Origin of the sequence: Chromobacterium subtsugae, assembly GCF_035919665.1 — a bacterium.
Taxonomy (GTDB): domain Bacteria; phylum Pseudomonadota; class Gammaproteobacteria; order Burkholderiales; family Chromobacteriaceae; genus Chromobacterium; species Chromobacterium subtsugae.
Map to the genome: position 1 here is coordinate 2,353,649 of NZ_CP142381.1, position 21,630 is coordinate 2,375,278.

The following is a 21,630-nucleotide window of genomic DNA, read 5'->3' on the forward strand; positions in this document are numbered from 1 at the left end:
TTCTAACGAAAAACTATTCTGTAGTGACCTGACGTAGAACAGGGAGATGTATGCTGGAGCGATTGCAGATCAATGAGATTTTGTACAAGTCATCGCAAGGCAAGTCTGAGCCATACATTTGCAAAGCAGATGATGGACAAAGCTATTATGTAAAGGGACAAAAACCGGCAGGTCGCCGGAGCCAGACTTGCGAGCTACTTGCTTGGTTCCTTGGCCAAGGATTCGGGCTGCCGCTTCCCCCGGCCGCTATGCTTGAGGTGAGCGAGGAGCTTCATGAGGAGCTCACTAAAGACTTGAAGGGCATCGGAAAGGGAATGCTGTTTGGTTTGCAAGAATGTCCAAGCGTTCGCTGGTTTGAGGCTGCGGATGTCTATAGGACAACTGAAAAATTCAGACGTGATCTGTTAGTATTTGATTATTGGATCAGCAATGATGATCGCACCCCCGGCAACTCGAATTTGTTGTATTCTGACACCAATAATAAAGTCATAGTAATTGACCATAACCTGGCTTTCAATGAGCATGTTTCGCGACAAAGTCTAATTGAAAATCATATTTTTTCAGAAGAGTGGCCGAAAATTTGCGCGGACTTGGTTTCACGCGCCCAATACGCTGAACGGATAGAGCAAGCGTTCCTCAGATGGGACGCTGCACGTGGGTTTCTTCCTGAATACTGGAAGTACGAGAATGATGAGTATGATATCCTTGTCGACTTTGATATTGAACATGCGCACACTCGATTGGGGTGCTTTAGGTCGCAAGAATTCTGGGAGGCGATATGACTAAATTGGCTTGTCGGTATGCCATTATTCAGTTCATGCCGTACTCTGAGACTGGTGAATTTGCAAATATAGGGGTTGTACTCACTTGCCCCAAGACGGGCTTTTTTGATTTTCGCATTGAAAAGCGAAAATACGCGAGAGTAACTAGCTTTTTTGATGAGCTTGATGGGCAAATATATAAACGCTCTGTCTATAATTTCAACGCAGAGCTCAGCCGAATCAAGCTAACCATAGGTGCCGAATATATATCTCCAGACGAGTTGAGGGATGAGTTTGATCATCTAGTTCGTCCAAGAGAGGCTATTGTCAGGTTTGGAAATGCTAGAGTTTTGGTAACCGAGTCTCCGGAGAAAACTTTGGAACAACTTTTCGACTATTACGTAGGGCGGAATTTTGTAACAAAGGAATACCAGGAGAATCAACTAGCAAAGCGTGTTGCATCAATTGTGAACTCGCTAGACCTTCAATTGCCATTTCGTGAAGAAAGAATTGGAAGCGAAGATTACTCAGTAACCTTCCCTTTGGTTCAGACCATACCCGATGTTGGCGTTTCCAAACTTATCAAGCCCCTTTACTTAGGGCAGGATGAGCCAAATAAAATCTACACACATGGCGATGGATGGATTGCTAAAATCGGCCGCCTTTCTAGGCTTGGTTTTTTGCCAAATCAGGTCCTATTTACCATAAAAATGCCTGACTCCGCTTATGAGAGAAGAGTTTCCGCCGCAAGAAGCATAGAAAAGGAACTCAAAAGCCTTGGCATCTTGGTCGTCGACTATGTGGAAAAGGATAAAATAGTTGAGTTTGCCAGCTCGTAACTAAATGAAACCCGCTCCGGCGGGTTTTCCCTTACTTGACCCCGCCGCCGGCCGGCATCCACACTACCCCCAACGTCAGGCCTGACCCACCACGGTTCGGATAAAAACACCTGGCGCCCACGAAGCCCGCCTCGCGCGGGCTTTTTCACAACCGATCAACTTGTTTACGGGTAATAGTTACCACCTTTGTGGTTGATCTGTGCGGCACCATGCCGCGATGGATAGCTTCTCCGACCGACTACGGAATGCCCGCGAGAAGCGGGGAATGTCTCAAGAAGTGCTCGCCGGACGCGCAGGCGTGTCCCAAAGCACTATCTCTGCTCTTGAACTCGATCCGACCAGAAAGCCGCGCGATCTGCTCAAGCTTGCCAAAGTTCTCATGGTGAGGCCGCAATGGCTGCAGACAGGCAAAGGGCCGCGGGAGCCGGCGGTGGAGGAGGAAAGGGCCTATATTGCGGCGACCTCTCTGGAGGATCTTGCACGCCAATTGGTAGACCGTGGCAATGACGAGATCACCCAACTCTGGGCGCTGATCCTGGCTGAGAAGGACCGTCGCTGATACAACTGCTCCAACGGACAGTGTATGTCCATTGCATCAGATTTTGTCGCACGGTGTCGCATGGATTTTACAAGTGTTCAAACATGAACTATTGCTAATAGTACGTGCTTACACTTAGCATCCATGCGTGCAATCCTTCCATGAACGGCTGAAAGCCATCCTTCGCCTAAAGGGCATCAAAATCACTGCGCTCGCCCGAGCCTGCAGCGTCTCTAGGTCTACCGCATACCGTTGGCTCATAGATGTAGTGCCTAACAAAGAACATATGGATATGATTTCCGAGTGCGTTTGCATGCCGGCAGATGTGCTACTCCATGGCCAGGATAGCGCCAGGATGGCAGCCAAGCGACTAGAGCTACTCGAACTCTGCGAGGACCTGACGTGCAATCAGATGGATGCACTATTGGTTGTTGCGAGGGAGTTTCATGCGACAGGTGTCGCATGTAAGTAAAAATACGTATATGCCCACCAGCGCCGGCAGCGTGAGACTGATGGCTCCGCAACAACGCATGTGCTTGTATATGAAAAAAAACGAGAATTCCGTGAGCGGTAACTTGGCAGTAGGGTGCTGCCTGGCAGATAGGCGAGGCCGAATTGTTGCCGAGGTGACAGTAGGGCTAAGGAAGTATGAGGATGGATCTGTTGAGTTTTACCGCAGTGGCGATGCAGCTATTTTTGATGATTATCCAGACTGGTTAGCGCAGATGGTGGCGTAAAAATAAAGGCGACTCTCAGTCGCCTTTTTTGTTTTCCTTCTCCATGAAGGCCTTGCGGAGCAGCTCGAACGCGTAGGCCTCGCCTTTCTCGCGCAAGAGCTTCACGAGCTCCTCTTCAGATAGAGCGGTTATCACAACCTGCTCAGGTGCCGAAGCATATTCGTTGTCGTGGCTTCTATCCATCCAGCCGTATTCCTGGCCGAGGGCATCCTCAAGCCGCCTGGCCACATCTTCGCCAATTCGTTTCTTTCCGGCCTTAATCCGACTGATGTAGTTCGGCTCAACCTTAATCAACTTGGCAAGCCGCGCCGTCTCCCCCCTTTTTTCCAAAAAGGGCAGCAGGTTGTTGAGTCGGATCTGGAAGATATCAATGCTCATACCCGCATGGTAGTCATAGCTTACCCATGGGGGTAGATGCCTGAAAGGTTCTTTTGCTGTGTCGGTGCTTGCGTTATGGTAACCCATAGGGTTATCCTTTCATTGATATTGCTCTGCTTTGGAGCTGGCCTGGTTGTAAAAGAACTCCCGCATCGCGCTACAAGGTGGCAGCCGGTCGAGGCGCTGCAGCGGGTCTGGCTTGGTGCTGAGTGAAGTATGGCAAAGCGCTAAACCTTTGAAAATGATCACTTTCAAGGAAATGTTGCGAACCATGTTTTCTGAGATCGATGTGGTGATCTACCAGGTCGTCGCCGACTGGAAGGATCGGACCGGATTGAAACTGAGGCATCTGGCTCACGAGCTGGGCATAAACCCCAACTCGCTAAGGCGGAAGGTCAATCGGGACAAAACGACGCACTGTCCGGCGCGTTTTTCTGTTGCGGAGCGAGCCAGGCTGTACGCGGTCACCGGCGATGAGCGCCTTGTCCCGTTCCTGCCGCGCGAAGCCGCCAACGACTATGCACTCGCGGAGGCCGCCTAATGGCCGACCTGAGCGAACAGATCCACTTCAGCAGCAAAACGGACGAGTGGCCGACACCGCAGGCGCTATTCGACCAGCTGCACGCGGAGTTCGGGTTCACGCTGGATGTCTGCGCGACACAGGAGAACGCCAAGTGCGAGCGGTTTTTCACGCGCGAGCAGGATGGCTTGGCCCAGGACTGGAGCAGGGAAGTCGTCTGGATGAATCCGCCTTTTGGCCACCAGATCAAGCTATGGATGGCCAAAGCTTACCGCTCCAGCATCGACGGCGCCTTGGTGGTCTGTCTTGTGCCGGCGCGGACGGACACGCGCTGGTTCCATCGTCACGCGCTGAAGGCCGCAGAGATCCGCGCGCTGGACAAGCGGCTGCGGTTCGATGGGGCGAAGGCTAAGGCGCCGTTCCCGGCCGTGCTGGTGGTCTACAAGCCGGGCGAGAACGGGCAGTGCAAGTTGAGCGCGTACAAGGTGCCGGGCACCGGCGGCCGGGCACATGAGATCAAGTGAGGGAGTGATGCTTAGGAGATTCGGTCTGCCAAACTTTCGGCGGCTTCTGAGAGTTGCCGGGCCTGTTCCTCTGTTATTTCACAGAGAATCTCCGGCCCATTGCCAATACCCCCAACCCATATGCGGAGGTAACGCTTCCCTCCAGTTTCGAACAACTCAAGCTCATGTTCGACTGCGTCGTCTCTTGCATCTGCCAGTAGGAATTGATCGTCAAGGAAGTGAACGGCACCCATATGCAGTCCTTTTTGGCTAGAGGGAAGGTGTCGGGCGTTAGCCCTCAGGGATAAAGACAAAACCCACCGTCAACAGCCTGGCCGGGCCTCGGGTGGGTTCAACTTCACTGGAGAAATTATGGCAACGAATACCGACGGAGGCAAGCGGAAATGAGCGTCAAAGTGATGGGCGTAGTCTTTGACCGATTTCCTGAAGGTGGCGGCCTGATGGTGCTGGCGCTGAAGCTTGCAGACCATGCGCATGATGATGGGACGCATATTTTCCCGTCAGTGGACAGTCTTGCGCAAAAGACCCGTCAGTCCGATAGAACGGTACAGCGGCAGATCGAGAAAATGGTCAAAGCGGGCTGGCTGATTCGTGTCTCTGGGAATAAGGGAGGCCGTGGGCTTTCGAACGAGTATTGCATCAATCCCAAATGGCTTGCCGGGGAAGATATTTCCTTCGACGAAAAGGGTGACATTTTGTCGAACCCTGAAAAGGATGACAATTTGTCACCCAAAGAAAAGGGTGACATTGACGACAAAAAGGGTGACATCCAAGGCGAAAAGGGTGACATCGACGACGGAAAGGGTGACACAGCTATGTCACCCGAACCGTCAGTAACCAACTTCAATCATCAAGTAACCGTCAATGCCGCGCGAGGTGGCCCCCCGTCTTGGTTGCCTGCCGACGCCTGGAAAGCATTCGTCGAGATGCGGAAGAAAATCCGCAAGCCCCTGACCGAATACGCCGCAGAACTTGCTATCGAAAAATTGACCGAGCTGCGCGCCGAAGGGCATGACCCCAAGGCCGTTCTTGATCAGTCGACGTTGAACAGCTGGCAAGGACTGTTCGCACTCAAGTCCGATGCAAGCGGCCAAAAGCGCGCGCCGCGCATCAACCAAACCCCCAAAGACTACGGCAAGAGCGGGAGGCTGTGATGGATGATCTGAAACCCATTGGCGCTCTGCTGGCCGATATCGTGCCGGCGACGCCGCGGGAGCGTGCAGAAACCTGCGAGCGCCACGGCGAATACACCGCACGCAATCCGATTGGCCGCGTCTGGACGCGCTGCCCGGCCTGCGCGCAGGAGGCAAAAGACCTGGCCGACGCCGAGCGACAGGCCCGCGAGAAGGCCCAGGCCGCTGAGCGCCAGCGCGCCGGCTGGCTGGCCCTGTGTGGAAACTCTGGCATCCCGCTGCGTTTCCAGGATCGCACCCTGCAAAACTACCGCGCAGCGATTGACGGTCAGCGCACGGCTCTGGAGTTTGCCAAAACCTATGCCGCTGAGTTTGAGCATGGCCATTCTGGCCGCTGCGCGATATTCCTAGGCGAGTTCGGCACCGGCAAGACGCACCTGGCCTGCGGCATTGCCCTGCGCATCATGCATCGCTACCAATGCACCGCGGTCTTCACCAAGCTGGACGAGATGGCGCGGCTTATCCGCGAAGCCAAGAGCTTCGACTCGGCGATGTCGGAAAGCAAAGTTATCCGCCTCTACACCGACCCGGATTTGCTGATCATCGACGAGGTCGGCGTGCAGTCCGGCACCGACACCGAAGCGCGCTCGCTGTTCGCCGTCGTGAATGGCCGCTACGAGGCGCGTCGGCCGACCATCTTCCTGAGCAATCTTGACCGTGATGGCGTAGCCGCCAGCATCGGGCCGAGGCTGTTCAGCCGGCTGCGCGAGGACGGCTGCGAGGTGCTGGTCTTCGATTGGGATGATTACCGTGCATTGGAGGTGGCATGAAGCGCTCTCCAGCCTGGCGCCGAACCGTCATCGGCACATTACTCGTCGCTATGTTGCTGCTGACCGCGCCATTGTGGTTCATGGCTGCGCTGCAGCTGGAAAGGGGGGCGGAATGAGTCGCGAGACTATCACCATCCAGACCGGCACCGATCTCCGGCCGCGCATGGCCCACGCATACCAGCTGGCGTGCAAGATGCTGGACGAGGCCGCCGATGGCAGGGGCCTGAAGGTCACGATCCAGACCGCCAGCCTCCGCAACCTGAGCCAGAACGCTGCCATGTGGGCCGCGCTGACGGATGTCAGTGAGCAACTGGACTGGTACGGCAACAAGCTGACGCCGGAGGAGTGGAAAGACCTGCTGACCGCCGGCCTTCGCAAGACCAAGGTGGTGCCGAACCTGGACGGCAGCGGCTTCGTGATCCTGGGCCGGCGCACCAGCGACATGAGCATCCGGGAGATGGGCGAGCTGCTGGAGCTGATCTACGCCTTCGGCGCGGAGAGGGGCGTGAAATTCGGGCTGGGCGCAGCGTATGGGAGGAGGGCGGCATGAAGACGCCGAGCAAGATCGTACAGCGCCCCGGGTCCACGCCTGGCACTGGTCGGCGCGACACCAGGCGCATCGCCAGCCAAGCCATTCGCGACAGCGCCGCCGGCGAGACCTGCACTCTGCAAATCGCCGGCATCTGCAACGGCCGCGCCGACACGACAGTCCTGTGCCATCTGCCGGACGAAAGCCACGGCATGGGGCGCAAGGCCGACGACGTTTCCAGCTGCTACGGCTGCAGCACATGCCATGACGTCATCGACGGCCGCGTGCCGTGTGACTGGCAGCCGGGCGAGAAAGATTTCTACATGCGCCGCGCCATGGTGCGGACCTTGCGCCGCCTGCTGGCCAAAGGGCTGATCACGATAAAGGGTGCGGCATGAAATGGATTCTGCAGGGTGAATGCCTAGCGTGCGGAGACTGGCGGATATTCCGCTACGCGCTGGCCACGCCGCCGCGCTACGAGCTATGGGAGTGGCCGCGGTTCCTGGGCAATTTTCAGACCTCGAGGGAGGCGAAAGCAGAAGCCGCAAGGCTGATGAACGAAAGGGAGTTGAATGCAGCTTAATTGCCCGAATTGCAACGACGCCGGTCCGCATGGCGTTCACTCCGCCGCGGCACAGCGATTCATGTGCAAGGCCTGCGGCCGGACGTTCCGCGCCCGCGCCGCCCAGGCGACGACCGTGGCCAAGCCAGCGGACGGCAACAGGTTCGTCATTACCTGCGCCGTGTCGGGCTCGCCGGTTCACGCTCCGTTCCTCAAGAGCCTGCAGCAGTACTGCCGCGAGAACGGCGCGCGCCTGATCGTCGTGCCGGTGGCCTATCGCAACCCGACAAGCAACCTCGAAAAGCCGCACGAGTGGTTCGCGCCGGAGCTGGCCCGGTACATGACCGTCGAAAGGCTGGAGCTGTGCCCGGGCGTCCTGCTGCTGGCCGACGTGCCGACGCAGCCGACCGCGGTGCGCCCGCTGTCGGGCCTGCACACGATGAGTGGCGACAGCCACGGCATTTTCGCGCACCCCAAGATCGCGCTGGAGAGCGTGCCGGTAGCCATCGGCCGCGCCGCCAAGCTGGTGATGACCACCGGCGCCATCACCGAGCCGGTCTACAGCAAGAGCAAAGCCGGCAAGAAGGGGGAATTCCACCAGGTGCAGGGCGCTGTGGTGGTCGAGTGGGACGGCCGCGCCGCCCATTTTCGCCACCTGAACGCCGGCAAGGATGGCTCTTTCTGTGATCTCGACCGGAAGTACAGCGCCAGCAACGCTAAGCGCATCAGCCACCGCGCCCGTGTGTTGGCCTTGGGCGATCTCCACGGCGTCCGCCATGATCCGGAGGTGCTGGAGGCTACAGTGTTCGGCGCCGACAGCATGGTCAACGCCCTGCAGCCGGAAACCATCGTGCTGCATGACGTGTTGGATTTTCAAAGCGCCAGCCATCACAACGACTATTTCGAGCGGTTCAGGCTGCGCCGGGCCGGCAACGATGACGTCTATGGTGAGCTGCGCGCTACGGCGGATCTGCTGGGCCGCATCGCCGCCACCGGCGCCGAAGTGGTGCTGGCCGGCAGCAACCACAACGAGCACATCTACCGCTGGCTGGAAAACCACCAGAACGCCCAGGACGTGCAAAACGCCATCGTGTACCACGAGACCAAGCTGGAAATGCTGCGCGCGCTGGCCGCCGGCCGCGAGCTGGATCCACTGGAGTACTGGGTGCGAAAGCTGTTGCCGGGCGCGGACAACATTCGCTTTCTGCGCCGCGATGAGTCGTTCATTGTCGACGGCGTGGAATATGGCCAGCACGGCGACAAAGGCATCAACGGCGCGCGCGGCAGCTTGCACGGCATGACTAAGGCCGGCGCCAAGCTGGTGATCGGCCACGGCCACGCACCGGGGATCGCCGACGGCGTCTACCAGGTCGGCACGTCCTCGCAGATGGCCATGGGCTACAACACCGGGTTGTCCGGCTGGCGGCACACGCACTGCATCCAATACGCGAGCGGCAAGCGGTCGCTGCTGCATGTGATCAACGGGAAATGGAGGGCGGCGTGAGGCTAGGAATCGACCCAGGAATCAACGGCGCCATCGCGGTGCTGGACGGCGAGCAGCTGCTGGCCGTGTACGACATGCCGGTCGTGGAGTTGAGGAGCGGCAAGACCACGAAGCGAAGCGTGTCGCCGGCGCTGCTGGCCGACCTGCTCCGGCAGCTCGCCGGCGCGCATGTGGTGATCGAGAAAGTTGGCGCCATGCCCGGCCAGGGTGTGGCCAGCATGTTCAACTTCGGCAAGAGCGCAGGCATCGTGGAGGGCGTCTGCGCGGGCCTGGGCCTGCCGGTGTCGTTCGTCACGCCGCAGCAGTGGCAGAAGCGGGCGGGGCGCAGGGATGGCAAGGACGGCAGCCGGGCGCGCGCCGCGGAACTGTTTCCAGCCCAGGCTGGCCTGTTCGCCAGAGTGAAGGACGACGGCCGCGCCGAGGCCGCACTGATTGGTCGGTTTGGAATCTGAAAGGGGTAGGGAATGAGTTCAGTTGTCGATATCGGTGTAATCCGCGCAATGCGCATTCTGAACCTGCCGCTGGAGGCGCACGAGGCCATGGAAAATTGGGGTCGCTGGCAGCGCAGCGACAGCCAGGCGAGCCGGCGCTCCGGCATAGAGGGCAAAAACTACCGGTCGAACCGCTGCGAGCATTGCTTCGAGCTGCCCGACCCGTGCGACGCCTGCAAATACCTGAAGGGCGCCGGGCTGCCGGTGGACATCCAACTGGCGCTGCGCGTGGAGCGGGCAATTACTCACGGCCGCGTGGTTTGTCGGCGCGTAGAGGCGGGTATGCCGGAGCGAGACGTGACCATCCTGCTGGCTCATTTCCGCGGCTTCCGTAATCGCGCCGGCGAATGGCAGGCCAGCAATCCGAAAGTGCTGTGCCGCCAGCTGGGTATCCAGACCGCGGAATACGAGAATCGTGTAGCAAAACTGGTTCAGATGATTTACAACCGCATTAAACAGCAAAGGGCCGCTTGAATTCTGCAAAATGCAGCGGTAGAATTGATCTACAAATTGTCACCGCCCGCGGGCGAGTAAAAGGCTGCCGAAAGGCGGCCTTTTTGCGTCTGTAGGAATGGCAGTCGCCAAAGGGTACACAGCCTCACGGCTTCTGCCGTGGGCTGTAGTGATATGCAAGCGTTAGTCTTCTACCTTCTTACCAAAGGCTTTTGGGATTTCATTGTCGGAGTAGTCAGGTTTTGCTGTGACTAGCTCAGATGGGTGATTGCCATCCCCCTTTGAGTTATTGTTCTCCCATTGCAAAGGTTGCAAGTTTTCAATCTCGTCTGAGCCGCCTTTGGATTTAGGCACTATGTGATCAACCTGCCAACCTGTCCTGCTTTCTTGTTTCCCATATTGGTCGCGTTCAATAATGGCACCATAGCGGTCCAGCTTCTTGCCATCAGACAGTGAGAGGTGGCTCAGGGCCTTTTCCCATACTGCATCGATTACATCACTCGAAAAACTTTCCAAGGACAAGGAAGGTGAACGAAACAAGCTGCTATATCTGCGCATGGTATATCCCTTATTAACAAAGTGCCGATGTCATGTTTGTGCAGATTTGAAAATTACAATAGAAGATCGCCAGGCTATCGCCGCCGACACCTTAACCACCAGTAGCGGCTAAACCTGGCAACTAGGACGCCGGCTCTCCCGTCGTGAGCACCCCGCAAAACCGGCACCATCAACCTCGCCCCGCACATCGCGGGGCTTTTTCTTTTCCGAGGCCCGTATGCGGCTACGTCACACAACCATCGTCTACGAGGCCGCGCCCTGGGGCCGTGGCGCCGAGCTGGTGCTGATCACCGGCACGCGCTGTCGAGTCATCGCCCGAGACGGCGACGAAATCACGGTGCGATTTCACCGTAACCGGCAGCACGCCACGTTCACCCGCCGCGCACTCATCAAGTTGGTAAGGAGATAGCCATGGCTCAGCCCATCACCGCCCGTGTCCAGTTCGACAGCGTGACCGCGGAGGAGCGGATCGCCGCCCTGGTGGCCGAGTACGCCGGCCAGTCGATCAGCCCGCACCGCATGGAGGTGATCCAGCGGCGCGCTCTGGCAATCGCGATGGAGTGCATGGACGTGGAGATCGTGTTGGCGCGGCAATAACCCTTAGTGCAGGCCGAAAATCGCAACTGGCATTAACAGGGTCGAGTATTTCACCGGCAAAAACGCATCAAAACGGCCAAGTGGTATTAACGGCTACGAAAAAGGAAGTGGAGCAATGACTGATTCGGCTATCGAGAGGGAAATTCAGGAGAAGGGTATGACCGCGCCGCGCGTGACGCCGGCGGATGTGGAGGCGGCGATTGCCGGCGAGCACTATTTTACTGCTTCGCAGGGGGTTATCGGAGCTGGCAAGAAGGTGCAGTTCGGCAGCCCGCTGCTGCTGCTCACATTCTGCGTCCTGATCCTGCGCAACGGCTACACCGTCACCGGCGAGAGCGCCTGCGCCAGCCCGGAGAACTTCGACGCCGAGTTGGGTCGCAAGATCGCCCGCCAGAACGCGGTCAACAAGGTCTGGCCGCTGCTGGGCTATGCGCTGAAGGAGAGGCTGGTTGGGGCGCAACCTCAAACATAGCGCCAATAACGCGCAGCCATCCTCATAAGTGGCTGAGTGCTGCTTGAACATTTGCGCGACTGTCGGATACCGTTGTCGTTGGCCCGACCAAGCTTGTCTATTTCCCCTCCTGATGGGGCGGGATTCACAGAGTTTATTTGAATTGCGTTCATGACTTTGCGATCCCGCAAAACCCTGGAGGCAGTATGAAACTCTTTTTTATTCCACTTCTGCTTTTAAGCGCATTTGCTTCGGCTGACTGCGCAGTCAAGATTGGTACCAAAATTAATAATCTGAAAAATGTGCAGGATGTGATTAGAAGTTCAGAAAATAAGAAACTTGTCGAAGCGACAGGACTCGGGGGAGATAACTGCTTAATCTTAAAGGACTGGCACAAGGGAAGCAAAAACACGCCCGATGACTGGTTGGAGTTAGAACATATCACGGTTGCAAATAATAAGGACGGAGAGACGTGCCATATAGAAAAACTTCCAAGTTTGTTTGGTACTTACCCAGCAAGCTGCAAACCCTGGAAGTGACAGTCAACTAGGAAACAAAAACTGAGCCGCCTCAAAAGCGGCTTTTTCTATTCCACCAGCCGAGGAGGCAACGCCTCTATGGCGAAACTCACACCAAAACAAAAGCTGTTCGTGCAGGAATACTTGGTCGACCTGAACGCCACCGCTGCTGCTGCGCGTGCCAAATATTCAGACCCCAACATTGGCCGCCAGCTCATAACGAAACATAACGTCATCGCCGCAATCGCTGAAGCTCAGCAAGCCCGCTCCCATCGGACCGAGATCACCGCCGACATGGTGCTGCAGCGCTGGTGGGAGCTGGCCAACGCCGACGTCAACGAGTTGGTCGAGTACCGACGCGACAACTGCCGGCACTGCTGGGGCGCCGGCCACCAGTACCAATGGACCGAGCCGGAATTCGAGCAGGCTAAGCGCGAGGCAACAGAGAAGGGTGACTCCCAGCCTGACGCTGCCGGCGGCTTCGGCTTTGTCGCGACGCGCGAGCCGAATGCTGAATGCCCGGAATGCCAGGGCGAAGGCAAGGGCAAGATCCACGTCCACGATACCCGCCGGCTAAGGGGCGCAGCGCGCAGACTGTACGCCGGTGTGCACCAGGGCAAGGACGGCCTGAAAGTGCTGCTGGCCGACCGCGACAAGGCCCTTGAGAACGTCGCTCGCCACCTGGGCATGTTCAACGACAAGCTGGCCATCACCGGCAAGGACGGCGGCCCGATTCAGCAGCAGACGCAGCACAGCGCCTCGCCGGAGCTGCTGGCAGCCCTGAAGAACATCATCGACGAGGTGTGACCATGCGGCAGTTCACGGCCGATGAGCGAGCCGCCGCGATCCTAACCGCCCGCGAAGACTTCTATTTCTTCGTTCGCTGGATGTTCCTGCACCGTCGCAAATTCCAGTGGAAGCGCGCCCGGCAGCACCGAATCATCTGCGACGCGCTGATGCGGGTGTTCCACGGCGAGTGCAAGCGGCTGATCATCAACATCCCGCCGCGCTACAGCAAGACCGAGCTGGCTGTGGTTATGTTCATCGCCTGGGCGATGGGCAAGCATCCCGACAGCGAATTCATCCATACCTGCTATTCGGGCAAGCTCGCCATCAAGAACAGCGCCGAGATCCGCGAGATCATCCGCGACCCGGTATACCAGGAGATCTTCCCCGACGTCGCACTGCGCGACGACTCGCAAGCCAAGGATGAATGGCGGACCAAGGACGGCGGCGTCATGTACGCCGTGGGCTCTGGCGGCACGATCACCGGCTACGGTGCCGGCAAGGTACGCGAGGGCTTTGGCGGCGCAATCATCATCGACGACCCACACAAGGCTGACGAGGCGCGCAGCGACACAATCCGAAACGGCGTAATCGAGTGGTTCCAGAACACGCTAGAGTCACGCTGCAACAGCCCGCACACGCCCATCATCTGCATCATGCAGCGGCTGCACGAGCGCGACCTGGCCGGCTGGCTGGCCGCCGGCGGCAATGGCGAAGAGTGGGAAATCATCAAGCTGAAGGCCCTGCAGGATGACGGCACGGCGCTGTGGCCAGAGAAGCACAGCGTCGAGCGCCTGAAGACGATGCAGATCGCCAACCCGTACACGTTCGCCGGCCAGTACCAGCAAGAGCCGTCGCCGGGCGAGGGTGGCACATTCAAGCCCGGTAACATCGCCATCGTTAATGCGATACCCGCCGGCGTGAAGTGGGTGCGTGGCTGGGACTTCGCAGCCACCAAGCCGACGCCGGGCAAAGATCCCGACCACACGGCAGGCGGCAAGCTGGGCATCACGCCTGATGGCTGCTTTGTGATCGGCGACATGGAGCGCATGCGCGGCTCGCCGGATGAGGTTGAGCGCACGCTCAAAAACACGGCAGACCGCGACGGCAGGCCCGTCAAGATCAGCATCCCGCAAGACCCTGGCCAGGCCGGCAAGTCGCAGGTCGCGGCATTCACCCGCCTGTTGGCGGGCTACAGCGTCACATCCTCGCCGGAGTCCGGCGACAAGGTGACGCGCGCCGAGCCATTCGCCGCTCAGTGCAACGTGGGCAATGTGATGATGCTGCGGGCGAGCTGGAATCAAGACCTGGTCGAGGAAATGCGCATGTTCCCGAACGGTGCGCACGACGACCAGATTGATGCCCTGTCCCGGGCGTTCAACGAACTATTCACCGGCAATACGGGGCTGCTGGACTACTACGCCGAGCAGGCGCAGGAGCTGAGCAGCGCCACAAGCTAAGGGGTATTACATGACGGCAGGGCAAAAGGTGCCGATAGAGACGGGCCTGATTGCCCGCGTCACCGGTGCAATCAAGTCGGTTTTCTCAGGCGCCGCATACATGGGGCCGGCGGAGCCGATGGTGCCAGTTGTGTCCGACCCGGTGGCAGCTGGAACGGAAGGGCGCCAGTTCGATTACCCGACGGGTTACAACTTGGTCAGCCGCCCGCGTAGTACCGAGCTGACCACTTTCGAAAAGCTCCGGGCGCTGGCAGATGGGTGCGACATCCTCCGCGGGGCTATCGAAACGCGCAAGGATGCAATCGACGACTTTCGATTCGCCGTGAAGCCGCGCGATGGCAAGAGCAAGCCGGACAAGCGCTGCAAGCAGATCGAGGACTTTCTGCGATTCCCGGATGGCGAGCATGATTTCTCGACCTGGGCGCGAGCTGTCGTCGAGGACATGCTTGTCCTGGACGCCGCGACGATTTACCCATGGAAGACCAATGGGGGGGACGTCTACCGCCTTGAGCTGATTGACGGCGCGACGGTCAAGCGGCTGATCACAGCCACTGGCCGCACGCCATCGGCGCCCAGCCCAGCGTATCAGCAGGTGATCAAGGGCGTCGTGGTGGCCAACTACGCTATCGACGAGTTGGTTTACATGCCGCGGAATGTCCGGACGAACAAAATCTACGGCCATTCGGTGGTCGAGCAGATACTGCTCACGGTCAACATGGCCATCCGCCGCGCCATCCACCAGCTGCAGTTCTACACCGAAGGCAGCACGCCCGATCTGGTGTTTTCGCTGCCGCCCGAATGGACCATCGACCAGGTGCGTGCGTTCGACAAGCACTGGAACGACACGCTGGCCGGCGATACCGCGGCGCGGCGCCGGACGAAATTTGTTCCTGGTGGCACTCAGCCCTTCAACGTGAAGGAGGGTGCGCTTCAGGACCAGTTCGACGAGTGGATTGCACGCATCGTCTGCTACGCCCTGAATGTCCCGAACCATTGGGCGCTCAAGCAGCAGACTCGCGCCGGCCAGCAGACAGAGCAATCCAGTGCCGACCTGCGCGGCGACGAGATCACCAAGGCGTTCCTGAAAGCTTTGCTGGACAGGATCATCGCGCAGCAGTTCAAGGCACCCGACCTGGCGCTGGAATGGGATGCGCAAGAGGAGATCGACCCCGAGGCGCGGGCAAAGGTGCAGGACACAAAGGTGCGCAATGGCACGCTTTCGATCAACGAGGCCCGCGCCGAAGACAACCGCGAGCCAGTCGATGGCGGCGACGTGCCGATGTTCGCCACTGCGACGGGTTTCGTTCCGATCATCAAGGCGGCTGAGGATGAGGACAACCCGAACGGCGAGCCCGGACTGGGCAGCGATCCGCCGGCCGAGAAGCTGGCGAAGTTTGCCGAACCCGAAAAGGTCGACGCGGGTGATGCAGGAAGTGTGACGCCGGTAAAGCCGGCTGATCATCACGAGCTGGAGTTGGCCGCGCTGCTGCTGGCATTCCTACAGGACTGGTGGAAGCGTCAGGTGCTGGTGATCAACCTGTCGAGCGTGGATGCAGCGATGGCGTCGCTGGATCTGGCGGCGTTTGCCAGGCTTTCTCCGGCGCTGGAGTCGGTGCTTGCTGGCGTGATCAATCGGACCATCTCGACCGGATCAGCGCAGACGCGCGCCACTGCAGGGCAGGCTGCAAGCGCAGCTCAGGCAACTGTGGCGACTCTCAAGCAGCGGATTGGCGAGCTACTGTCGCCGGCCGGCGATGTCAGCATTGCGCGCGCGACCGCCAACATGCTGAAGTCGGTGATTGAGGATGCAATCCAGCGAGGAATTGCGGCCGACCAGATCGACCCCGGCTATGCGGTTTCTCCGGAGCGTGCGGCGACGATTGCGGGCAATGAGGTGATGGAGGCGCAAGGCGTCGCCTCACTCGATCTGTTCGAGGCATCGCCTCTGGTGGCCTACAAGCGCTGGAACGCCTATCCAGGCTGCTGCAGCGCCTGCTTAGCGGTTTCCGGCGAAACGGTGCCGTTGACTGAGCCCTTCAGCAACGGCGCGATGCGCTCGCCGCTGCACGTAAGCTGTCGATGCGATATCGAGCCGGTGCTGATCGATAACGATACTGGCGAAATTTACTGATGGCCGCCCGCGGGTGGCCTTTCTTTTGGACATACGAAATGACGAAATATCGCGGTTACGCGGCCATCCGAAAGGTGACCGACAACGACGACGGCACCGTCACCGTTGAGGGTATCGCGTCTGACGGCGCGGTTGACCTGGCCGGCGAGATCGTAGCGCCCGAGGCGATGAAGGCGGCGCTGCCCGACTTCATGAAATACGGCACTGGCGCGCTGCGTGAGATGCACCAACCTATGGCCGCGGGCACGGTGAATGTCGCGGACGTCAACGACGCCGGCGAAACCATCATCCAGGCGCGCGTAGTTGATCCGGTGGCCGTCCTGAAAGTGAAGGAGGGCGTTTACAAGGGATTCTCGATAGGCGGCAGCAGCACCAGCCGCCTCGGCAAAACCATCACGGGGCTGAGGCTGACGGAAATCAGCCTGGTGGATGCCCCATGCAACCCCAACGCGGTCATCCAGGTGTGGAAGGCCGAGGTAAGCGAGGAAGGCATGAGCCAAGAGCAGGTACACGACGAACTGGCGGCGCTGGTGGAGAAGTCTGGCATCAGTGCGGGCGATCTGGTGGCGCTGATCAAGAAGGCTGCGGCGCCGGCAGCCGAGCCCGTAGATGTGGCGGAAGCATCGCCGGCAGCCAAGCAGGTGGAGAAGGCCGAGCCCGTGATCGCAAAGGGCATATATAGCGTCGGCGACTTCGCCAACGTACTGCGCGACATCTTCTGGATGGCCAGCGACGCCCAGGATGAAGCCAACTGGGAGGGCGATGATAGCCCCGTACCCGCCCAACTGCGTGAGTGGCTGAAGACCGGCGCCGAGATCTTCAACGCCATGGCCGCAGAAGAATCGGCGGAGCTGGTGGCCAGCCTGGGCAAGGCAAGGGAGCAAGGCAACATAGGCAAGGCCGAGGCAGCTCCGGCGCCGACCGCACTTTCGGCGGACGCTGAACCTGTCGCAAAGGCCATGGAGCTGCCCGGGGCGGACATCGTCAAGAGCTTGCAGGAGCAAGTCTCCAAGATGGCTGGCCAGTTCGAGGCGGTGACCAAGGCTCATGAGTCGCTGCAGGCCGATCACGCAGCGCTGGTCGAGAAATTCAACAAGATGCCCACCGAGCCGAAGGCAGTGATCGCGGTGGAGAAGGGGGCTGATGCCGTGGTGACATCGGCACAGCAAGAGGTGGAGCCGGTTCGCAAGGCGGATGGCTCGATTGATGAGCATGCAACCGCGTTCAAGAAAGTGTACGCCGCTGGCGGTTTCGCAATCAGCAAGTGATCGCTGCTCAATAAAAGCAACCCGCCATGGCGGGCTTCAAATTCCAAACCCGCTTCGGCGGGTTTCTTCTTTTCTGGAGCACGTATGACCGATGTAACCAAGGAAACCCTCGACCTGATGAAGGCCGCAGGACAAGACATCAACAAGACGGTGACCCTGAGCACCGGCCTGATGGGCTACGACCTGTCCGGACCGGCCAAAAATCTGTATCCGGTGCTGACGCCCCTTCGCAACAAGATCCCGCGCGTGCCGGGCGGCTTCGGCGGGTCCACCAACTGGAAGGTGATCATGGGCCTGAATGGCTCTGGCGTTGCCTCGATGCCGTGGGTGCCGGAAGGCCAGCGCTCGGGTCGTATGAGCTATCAAGCCGTGCCGAAGTCTGCGATCTACGTCACTCTTGGCGAAGAAGATGGCCTGACGTTCGAGGCTGAAAGCGCCTCGGCCGAGTTCGAAAACGCGCGTGCGACTGCTGGCGTGCGCCTGCTGCAGCAAACCATGATCAAGGAAGAAAAGGCGATCCTGGGCGGCAATGCATCCGTTTCGCTGGGCACTCCCGCCTCGCCGGTTGTCTCGGCGTATGCGCCGACCGGTCTTGCTGCGACGCTGCCTGCCGGCAACTACTCCGTCATCGTGGCGGCTCTGACCTTCGAAGGCATCAAGGTCGCTTCCTTGGCCGGCGGCGTTATCACCTCCCAGCAGATCAAGGGCGCGGATGGCCAGACCTACACGCTGAACGGTGGCGTGTCGAACAAGTCCGCAAATGCGGTGCAGGGCGTGACCATCGGCCAAGCGTTGGCAGCGACTGTGCAGCCGGTCAATGGCGCTCTCGGTTATGCCTGGTTCGTGGGCGCGGCCGGCGGCGAGACGCTGCAGGCCATCACCACGCTGAATAGCGTGACCTTCACCGCACCGCTGGCCGCGAATCGCCAGCCGGCCAGCGTGCTGGTGGCTGACTTTTCGGCCAACCCCGGCATGGCCTTCGATGGCCTGCTGTACTCGGCGTTTAACCCGGCGTCCAGCGCTTACATCGTGACCTTGCCGACCGGTCCTGCCGGCCAAGGCACTCCGCTGACGCCGGGCGGCCGCGGCAACGTGGTGGAGATCGACAACATGCTCAAGGGCATGTGGGATACCTACCGACTCGGCGCCACCGTCATCTACGTGAACAGCCAGGAAGCGACGAATATCACTTCCAAGGTGATGAACTCGGCTCAGGGCACGCTGCTTCGCTACAACAGCGAGAGCAGCGGCAATCAGCCGTACCGTGTGACCGGCTCCGGCGTGGTGGACAGCTACTTCAATCCGTATGTCGAAGGTGGCGGTCGCATCATCCCGATCGTGATCCATCCGGATCTGCCACCGGGCACCATCGTCGCGCGCTGCGAAGAACTGCCGGTGTCCTACCAGAACAGCGAAATCCAGAACGTGGTCGAGATGAAGATGCGTCGCGACTACTACCAGATCGACTGGCCGCTGCGCACCCGCATGTACGAGATGGGCGTGTACGCCGAAGGCGTGCTGGCCAACTACGCGCCGTTCGCGATGGGCGTCATCACCAACATCGGCAACGGCTGATAACCTGCTCCGCCCCTATGTAGGGGCGGCAGCATCTGGAGAGAATATGGCAGACCTTTACGCCAAAGCGGGCAACCCCGGCGACAGCGTGACCTTTCAGGGCGAGCAGTATATTGCCGACGACCAGGCGCTGATCGCCTTCCCCGAGGATATCGCCCACGAATTCCTGCGGGCCGTGCAGCCCTTTGGCTTTGCACTGACTCAGGAGCGGCCGGCCGCCGCCGACAAGCCGCAGAAGCCACCTAAGAAGGTTGCAGCCCCTGTCGCAGATCCGGTTCCGACCGACCCTGCGCCGACTTCCGAATCCGGCGCCGCCGCCGACAAGCCGCAGGAGTGATTGGCATGGGCTACCTGTTGCTTGCCGATGCGGCCCAGTTTGGTGCCGCGGCCGGAGTGACGCAGCCCATGCTTGACCAGGCGTCCCGGCTTATCGACCAGTACTGCGGGAGGCCGGAAGGCTTCCTGATCGAAACAAACCAAGGGACGCCAGTTTGCATGGCACAGCTGGAGCCTGCTCTGTCCATCCAGGCGGGGCCGATTCAGGCCGGCGCATCGGTTCCCATGGCTGTGCCAGCCTGGACCGTGTTGACGACTGGTGACGTGCTGGTGCTGGATCGCGGTACGGCTACTGCTGAGGCGGTAGTTGTTCAAAGCGTCGCCGGCCAGGTTGTCATTCTGCAGCAGGTCCAGTACGCGCACGCTGCTGGCCAAGCACTTGCTGGGCTGTGCATCAAAGAGGAAGGTCCAGTACCGGCAAAAGGTATTTTCCCGCTCCGAAAGTCACCAGCAATCCCGTTGGCTGCTGCGGTTGGTGGGCAGCTTACTCAACTACGGCGCGCTGCAGCCGGCCTTGTGCTTCCTGACGGCGTAGGTGACGCAGAGGTGTCATATCTGGCCGGTTGGGTGTCGGCACCAGGTGCGCTTAAGCAAGCCTGCGCTCGGGTCGCATCGAACATCGCAAGCAAGCCGGTTGCTGATGATCTGGTCTCGCATACGGTTGATGGGGTGTCTTACCGAAATTCGGAGCATAGCCCGCTGGCGTTTGGTGGCTATATCGACAACGGTACTGCCGCGCTGCTGAAGCCTTTCATTCAGAGGGTCTGATATGTCGATAGCGGCAACGATAGCCCGATCCATTGAGCTGGAAGGTGTGGGTTTGACCATCATCCACCTGTTGGCCGCTGGTTATGATCCAGTCGCTAGACGGCCTACACAAAGTCGACAGGTGTGGGAGGGGAAGGGCTTGCCGTCGGCAGTAAAGGATGACGAGATCAATGGCACGTCGATTCTGGCAGGAGACCAGCGCATCCGCATCATGCATCCCGGCTTTGTCCCGGCACCTAACGACAATTTGCTGCACGAGGGGGCGACCTGGAACGTGTCGAATGTCCAGGCCACCTATGACCGCGGCGTTGCAGTGAGTTTCCGACTGCTGATTCGCAAGTGAGCAACTGCGCAAATGAGCATTTCCTTTCAAGCCCAGGTCCGGTCGATGGTGGACCACCAACGCCTGCGCATGGAGAACGTCGCGAAGGTCGCGATTGTCGAGCTGGTCGACGAGGTGCTGCAGGGTGCGGCGACGCCAATCGACACCGGCCAGTTCATGGCCAACATGCGCGCCAGCCTGAATGCGCCCGACACAACATGGACCATGGACACCGACACGGACGGGGTGCCGACTGCGATGCGGATTCGCGCTGTGGTTGATGAGCTGAAGTTGGGCGATGTGTTCTACCTGACCAACTCAGCGCCATATGGCCCGATTCTGGAGTACGGGCTGTATCGCCTGCTGAAGGGTTTCGACCGGCAGACGGAGAGGACCGTGAATGGCTACTCAACACAGGCGCCGCAGGGCATGTTCCGCGTGTCGTGCGCTAAGTGGAAGGGCTTCGTCTTCGATGCCATCGACAAAACCATGAACCTGACAGAGGCGGCCAGCTACAACGCGCCCAGCCTCGCCAGCAGACTCACCAATACCAGCATCGGCCGGTCCGCCTATATCGCCGATTATGGCAGGCTCCATGAGCCGCGCATTCTGCAAAACCAGATTAACCGGAGCAACAAATGACCCCATCCGACATGGAGGCGGCGCTGTGCGCGCACCTGGCGCAGCTCGTCGCATACCCTATCGCCTGGGAAGATGTGACGTTTACTCCGGATCTGGCGCAGCCATACCTGCGGGTGGACAACCTCCCGGCAGGCAGCGTCGCCGCCGGCATTGGCGAAAATGCGATGAACCGCGCTGCCGGCATCTTTCAGGTGATGGCGTGCACACCGACAGGCGAGGGCACCGGCCAGGCCGGGCAAATGGCTGACCAGGTGGAGGCGCTGTTCCGTCGCGGGCTGGCGCTGCCGGTTGCTGACGGCTTCGTCCGGGTCGACAAGCCGCCCAGCCGCGGTCGAGCGATCCACACCGACACATGGTCATACCTGCCGATCAGCATCAGCTACTACGGCTACTGCAATCCATAACCACACGAGGCCACT

At 59.5% G+C, this 21,630-nt stretch carries 29 protein-coding genes; 27 read left to right on the top strand and 2 right to left on the bottom strand.

Features of this window, described 5'->3' with window-relative positions; genetic code table 11:
• Window positions 1–50 precede the first annotated feature (50 nt).
• From U6115_RS11410 to U6115_RS11425, 5 genes are all read left to right on the top strand, one after another.
• Window positions 51–782, top strand: coding sequence for a HipA family kinase (locus U6115_RS11410; protein ID WP_146008315.1), 732 nt, complete (start codon window positions 51–53; stop codon window positions 780–782).
• Window positions 779–1,600, top strand: a complete 822-nt coding sequence (locus tag U6115_RS11415) for a DUF3037 domain-containing protein (RefSeq protein WP_080770184.1) — start codon at window positions 779–781, stop codon at window positions 1,598–1,600. The genes U6115_RS11410 and U6115_RS11415 overlap by 4 nt, the downstream gene beginning before the upstream one ends.
• A 217-nt stretch (window positions 1,601–1,817) precedes the next feature.
• Window positions 1,818–2,159 carry a helix-turn-helix domain-containing protein gene (locus tag U6115_RS11420; RefSeq protein ID WP_043573577.1) on the top strand — a complete coding sequence of 114 codons (342 nt, stop codon included), beginning with the start codon at window positions 1,818–1,820 and terminating at the stop codon, window positions 2,157–2,159.
• Between the two features lie 127 nt (window positions 2,160–2,286).
• Window positions 2,287–2,610 carry a helix-turn-helix domain-containing protein gene (locus U6115_RS22795; RefSeq protein WP_122983743.1) on the top strand — a complete coding sequence of 108 codons (324 nt, stop codon included), beginning with the start codon at window positions 2,287–2,289 and terminating at the stop codon, window positions 2,608–2,610.
• The gene (locus U6115_RS11425; protein ID WP_181243259.1) at window positions 2,585–2,875 is read left to right on the top strand and encodes a hypothetical protein; all 291 of its coding nucleotides are present in this window, start codon (window positions 2,585–2,587) and stop codon (window positions 2,873–2,875) included. Before U6115_RS22795 ends, U6115_RS11425 begins: the two co-directional genes overlap by 26 nt.
• Before the next feature lie 15 nt (window positions 2,876–2,890).
• Here the strand turns inward: U6115_RS11425 and U6115_RS11430 are convergent, their stop codons facing one another.
• A complete protein-coding gene (locus tag U6115_RS11430; protein WP_043573583.1) occupies window positions 2,891–3,340 on the bottom strand; it encodes a helix-turn-helix transcriptional regulator in 450 nt (149 codons plus the stop codon).
• Window positions 3,341–3,455: 115 nt separating this feature from the next.
• On the opposite strand from U6115_RS11430, the gene U6115_RS11435 reads away from it, so the two are divergent.
• The 9 genes from U6115_RS11435 to U6115_RS11475 all read left to right on the top strand — a co-directional run bounded on the left by U6115_RS11435 (window position 3,456) and on the right by U6115_RS11475 (window position 9,820).
• Window positions 3,456–3,794, top strand: a complete 339-nt coding sequence (locus tag U6115_RS11435) for a phage regulatory CII family protein (RefSeq protein ID WP_155294740.1) — start codon at window positions 3,456–3,458, stop codon at window positions 3,792–3,794.
• On the top strand, window positions 3,794–4,297 hold the full coding sequence (locus U6115_RS11440; protein ID WP_080770185.1) for a DNA N-6-adenine-methyltransferase: 504 nt from the start codon (window positions 3,794–3,796) through the stop codon (window positions 4,295–4,297). The genes U6115_RS11435 and U6115_RS11440 overlap by 1 nt, the downstream gene beginning before the upstream one ends.
• Before the next feature lie 383 nt (window positions 4,298–4,680).
• Complete coding sequence (locus U6115_RS11445; RefSeq protein ID WP_052257972.1) at window positions 4,681–5,451, top strand: helix-turn-helix domain-containing protein; 771 nt, start codon at window positions 4,681–4,683, stop codon at window positions 5,449–5,451.
• A complete protein-coding gene (locus U6115_RS11450) occupies window positions 5,451–6,260 on the top strand; it encodes an ATP-binding protein (protein ID WP_052257973.1) in 810 nt (269 codons plus the stop codon). Before U6115_RS11445 ends, U6115_RS11450 begins: the two co-directional genes overlap by 1 nt.
• A gap of 112 nt (window positions 6,261–6,372) precedes the next feature.
• Window positions 6,373–6,810: a recombination protein NinB gene (locus U6115_RS11455; protein ID WP_197466020.1), complete on the top strand. Its 438-nt coding sequence runs from the start codon at window positions 6,373–6,375 to the stop codon at window positions 6,808–6,810.
• Entirely contained in the window at window positions 6,807–7,187 is a 381-nt protein-coding gene (locus U6115_RS11460; RefSeq protein WP_080770186.1) for a nuclease domain-containing protein, read from the top strand. Before U6115_RS11455 ends, U6115_RS11460 begins: the two co-directional genes overlap by 4 nt.
• 300 nt (window positions 7,188–7,487) lie before the next feature.
• On the top strand, window positions 7,488–8,855 hold the full coding sequence (locus tag U6115_RS11465; RefSeq protein ID WP_146008313.1) for a hypothetical protein: 1,368 nt from the start codon (window positions 7,488–7,490) through the stop codon (window positions 8,853–8,855).
• Window positions 8,852–9,307 carry a RuvC family protein gene (locus U6115_RS11470; protein WP_197466021.1) on the top strand — a complete coding sequence of 152 codons (456 nt, stop codon included), beginning with the start codon at window positions 8,852–8,854 and terminating at the stop codon, window positions 9,305–9,307. The genes U6115_RS11465 and U6115_RS11470 overlap by 4 nt, the downstream gene beginning before the upstream one ends.
• A 12-nt stretch (window positions 9,308–9,319) precedes the next feature.
• The gene (locus U6115_RS11475; protein ID WP_146008312.1) at window positions 9,320–9,820 is read left to right on the top strand and encodes a hypothetical protein; all 501 of its coding nucleotides are present in this window, start codon (window positions 9,320–9,322) and stop codon (window positions 9,818–9,820) included.
• A gap of 162 nt (window positions 9,821–9,982) precedes the next feature.
• Here the strand turns inward: U6115_RS11475 and U6115_RS11480 are convergent, their stop codons facing one another.
• The gene (locus U6115_RS11480; RefSeq protein ID WP_080770187.1) at window positions 9,983–10,357 is read right to left on the bottom strand and encodes an HNH endonuclease; all 375 of its coding nucleotides are present in this window, start codon (window positions 10,355–10,357) and stop codon (window positions 9,983–9,985) included.
• A 411-nt stretch (window positions 10,358–10,768) separates the two neighbouring features.
• Between U6115_RS11480 and U6115_RS11485 the strand changes: the two genes are divergently transcribed.
• From U6115_RS11485 to U6115_RS11545, 13 genes are all read left to right on the top strand, one after another.
• Window positions 10,769–10,954, top strand: a complete 186-nt coding sequence (locus U6115_RS11485) for a hypothetical protein (RefSeq protein ID WP_043573602.1) — start codon at window positions 10,769–10,771, stop codon at window positions 10,952–10,954.
• A gap of 115 nt (window positions 10,955–11,069) precedes the next feature.
• The gene (locus U6115_RS11490) at window positions 11,070–11,426 is read left to right on the top strand and encodes a Gp49 family protein (protein WP_043573603.1); all 357 of its coding nucleotides are present in this window, start codon (window positions 11,070–11,072) and stop codon (window positions 11,424–11,426) included.
• Window positions 11,427–11,611: 185 nt separating this feature from the next.
• Window positions 11,612–11,944, top strand: a complete 333-nt coding sequence (locus U6115_RS11495; protein ID WP_146008311.1) for a hypothetical protein — start codon at window positions 11,612–11,614, stop codon at window positions 11,942–11,944.
• Between the two features lie 78 nt (window positions 11,945–12,022).
• On the top strand, window positions 12,023–12,730 hold the full coding sequence (locus U6115_RS11500) for a terminase small subunit (protein WP_080770188.1): 708 nt from the start codon (window positions 12,023–12,025) through the stop codon (window positions 12,728–12,730).
• Window positions 12,731–12,732: 2 nt separating this feature from the next.
• On the top strand, window positions 12,733–14,169 hold the full coding sequence (gene terL / locus U6115_RS11505) for a phage terminase large subunit (RefSeq protein WP_043573605.1): 1,437 nt from the start codon (window positions 12,733–12,735) through the stop codon (window positions 14,167–14,169).
• Window positions 14,170–14,179: 10 nt separating this feature from the next.
• Window positions 14,180–16,300 carry a phage portal protein gene (locus tag U6115_RS11510; RefSeq protein WP_052257974.1) on the top strand — a complete coding sequence of 707 codons (2,121 nt, stop codon included), beginning with the start codon at window positions 14,180–14,182 and terminating at the stop codon, window positions 16,298–16,300.
• 38 nt (window positions 16,301–16,338) lie between these two features.
• Window positions 16,339–17,568, top strand: coding sequence for an HK97 family phage prohead protease (locus U6115_RS11515; protein WP_146008310.1), 1,230 nt, complete (start codon window positions 16,339–16,341; stop codon window positions 17,566–17,568).
• An 84-nt stretch (window positions 17,569–17,652) separates the two neighbouring features.
• Window positions 17,653–19,143: a hypothetical protein gene (locus U6115_RS11520; RefSeq protein ID WP_043573607.1), complete on the top strand. Its 1,491-nt coding sequence runs from the start codon at window positions 17,653–17,655 to the stop codon at window positions 19,141–19,143.
• Window positions 19,144–19,189: 46 nt separating this feature from the next.
• Complete coding sequence (locus U6115_RS11525; protein WP_043573609.1) at window positions 19,190–19,480, top strand: hypothetical protein; 291 nt, start codon at window positions 19,190–19,192, stop codon at window positions 19,478–19,480.
• A 5-nt stretch (window positions 19,481–19,485) separates the two neighbouring features.
• Window positions 19,486–20,247 carry a hypothetical protein gene (locus U6115_RS11530; RefSeq protein WP_043573611.1) on the top strand — a complete coding sequence of 254 codons (762 nt, stop codon included), beginning with the start codon at window positions 19,486–19,488 and terminating at the stop codon, window positions 20,245–20,247.
• Between the two features lie 52 nt (window positions 20,248–20,299).
• Entirely contained in the window at window positions 20,300–20,590 is a 291-nt protein-coding gene (locus U6115_RS11535; RefSeq protein ID WP_146008309.1) for a hypothetical protein, read from the top strand.
• A 12-nt stretch (window positions 20,591–20,602) separates the two neighbouring features.
• Complete coding sequence (locus tag U6115_RS11540; RefSeq protein ID WP_043573616.1) at window positions 20,603–21,211, top strand: hypothetical protein; 609 nt, start codon at window positions 20,603–20,605, stop codon at window positions 21,209–21,211.
• Complete coding sequence (locus tag U6115_RS11545) at window positions 21,208–21,615, top strand: phage tail terminator-like protein (RefSeq protein ID WP_043573619.1); 408 nt, start codon at window positions 21,208–21,210, stop codon at window positions 21,613–21,615. The genes U6115_RS11540 and U6115_RS11545 overlap by 4 nt, the downstream gene beginning before the upstream one ends.
• The last annotated feature ends 15 nt before the right edge of the window (window positions 21,616–21,630 follow it).

What these genes read in the sequence shown, in the direction of transcription:
- U6115_RS11440 (WP_080770185.1), top strand. Translation starts at nt 3,794, where the DNA reads ATGGCCGACCTGAGCGAACAGATCCACTTCAGCAGCAAAACGGACGAG.
- U6115_RS11460 (WP_080770186.1), top strand. Translation starts at nt 6,807, where the DNA reads ATGAAGACGCCGAGCAAGATCGTACAGCGCCCCGGGTCCACGCCTGGC.
- U6115_RS11495 (WP_146008311.1), top strand. Translation starts at nt 11,612, where the DNA reads ATGAAACTCTTTTTTATTCCACTTCTGCTTTTAAGCGCATTTGCTTCG.
- U6115_RS11455 (WP_197466020.1), top strand. Translation starts at nt 6,373, where the DNA reads ATGAGTCGCGAGACTATCACCATCCAGACCGGCACCGATCTCCGGCCG.
- U6115_RS11425 (WP_181243259.1), top strand. Translation starts at nt 2,585, where the DNA reads ATGCGACAGGTGTCGCATGTAAGTAAAAATACGTATATGCCCACCAGC.
- U6115_RS11490 (WP_043573603.1), top strand. Translation starts at nt 11,070, where the DNA reads ATGACTGATTCGGCTATCGAGAGGGAAATTCAGGAGAAGGGTATGACC.
- U6115_RS11430 (WP_043573583.1), bottom strand. Translation starts at nt 3,340, where the DNA reads ATGGGTTACCATAACGCAAGCACCGACACAGCAAAAGAACCTTTCAGG.
- U6115_RS11415 (WP_080770184.1), top strand. Translation starts at nt 779, where the DNA reads ATGACTAAATTGGCTTGTCGGTATGCCATTATTCAGTTCATGCCGTAC.
- U6115_RS11420 (WP_043573577.1), top strand. Translation starts at nt 1,818, where the DNA reads ATGGATAGCTTCTCCGACCGACTACGGAATGCCCGCGAGAAGCGGGGA.
- U6115_RS11410 (WP_146008315.1), top strand. Translation starts at nt 51, where the DNA reads ATGCTGGAGCGATTGCAGATCAATGAGATTTTGTACAAGTCATCGCAA.
- U6115_RS11515 (WP_146008310.1), top strand. Translation starts at nt 16,339, where the DNA reads ATGACGAAATATCGCGGTTACGCGGCCATCCGAAAGGTGACCGACAAC.
- U6115_RS11525 (WP_043573609.1), top strand. Translation starts at nt 19,190, where the DNA reads ATGGCAGACCTTTACGCCAAAGCGGGCAACCCCGGCGACAGCGTGACC.
- U6115_RS11485 (WP_043573602.1), top strand. Translation starts at nt 10,769, where the DNA reads ATGGCTCAGCCCATCACCGCCCGTGTCCAGTTCGACAGCGTGACCGCG.
- terL (WP_043573605.1), top strand. Translation starts at nt 12,733, where the DNA reads ATGCGGCAGTTCACGGCCGATGAGCGAGCCGCCGCGATCCTAACCGCC.
- U6115_RS11445 (WP_052257972.1), top strand. Translation starts at nt 4,681, where the DNA reads ATGAGCGTCAAAGTGATGGGCGTAGTCTTTGACCGATTTCCTGAAGGT.
- U6115_RS11520 (WP_043573607.1), top strand. Translation starts at nt 17,653, where the DNA reads ATGACCGATGTAACCAAGGAAACCCTCGACCTGATGAAGGCCGCAGGA.
- U6115_RS11500 (WP_080770188.1), top strand. Translation starts at nt 12,023, where the DNA reads ATGGCGAAACTCACACCAAAACAAAAGCTGTTCGTGCAGGAATACTTG.
- U6115_RS11540 (WP_043573616.1), top strand. Translation starts at nt 20,603, where the DNA reads ATGAGCATTTCCTTTCAAGCCCAGGTCCGGTCGATGGTGGACCACCAA.
- U6115_RS11545 (WP_043573619.1), top strand. Translation starts at nt 21,208, where the DNA reads ATGACCCCATCCGACATGGAGGCGGCGCTGTGCGCGCACCTGGCGCAG.
- U6115_RS11450 (WP_052257973.1), top strand. Translation starts at nt 5,451, where the DNA reads ATGGATGATCTGAAACCCATTGGCGCTCTGCTGGCCGATATCGTGCCG.
- U6115_RS11530 (WP_043573611.1), top strand. Translation starts at nt 19,486, where the DNA reads ATGGGCTACCTGTTGCTTGCCGATGCGGCCCAGTTTGGTGCCGCGGCC.
- U6115_RS11510 (WP_052257974.1), top strand. Translation starts at nt 14,180, where the DNA reads ATGACGGCAGGGCAAAAGGTGCCGATAGAGACGGGCCTGATTGCCCGC.
- U6115_RS11475 (WP_146008312.1), top strand. Translation starts at nt 9,320, where the DNA reads ATGAGTTCAGTTGTCGATATCGGTGTAATCCGCGCAATGCGCATTCTG.
- U6115_RS11480 (WP_080770187.1), bottom strand. Translation starts at nt 10,357, where the DNA reads ATGCGCAGATATAGCAGCTTGTTTCGTTCACCTTCCTTGTCCTTGGAA.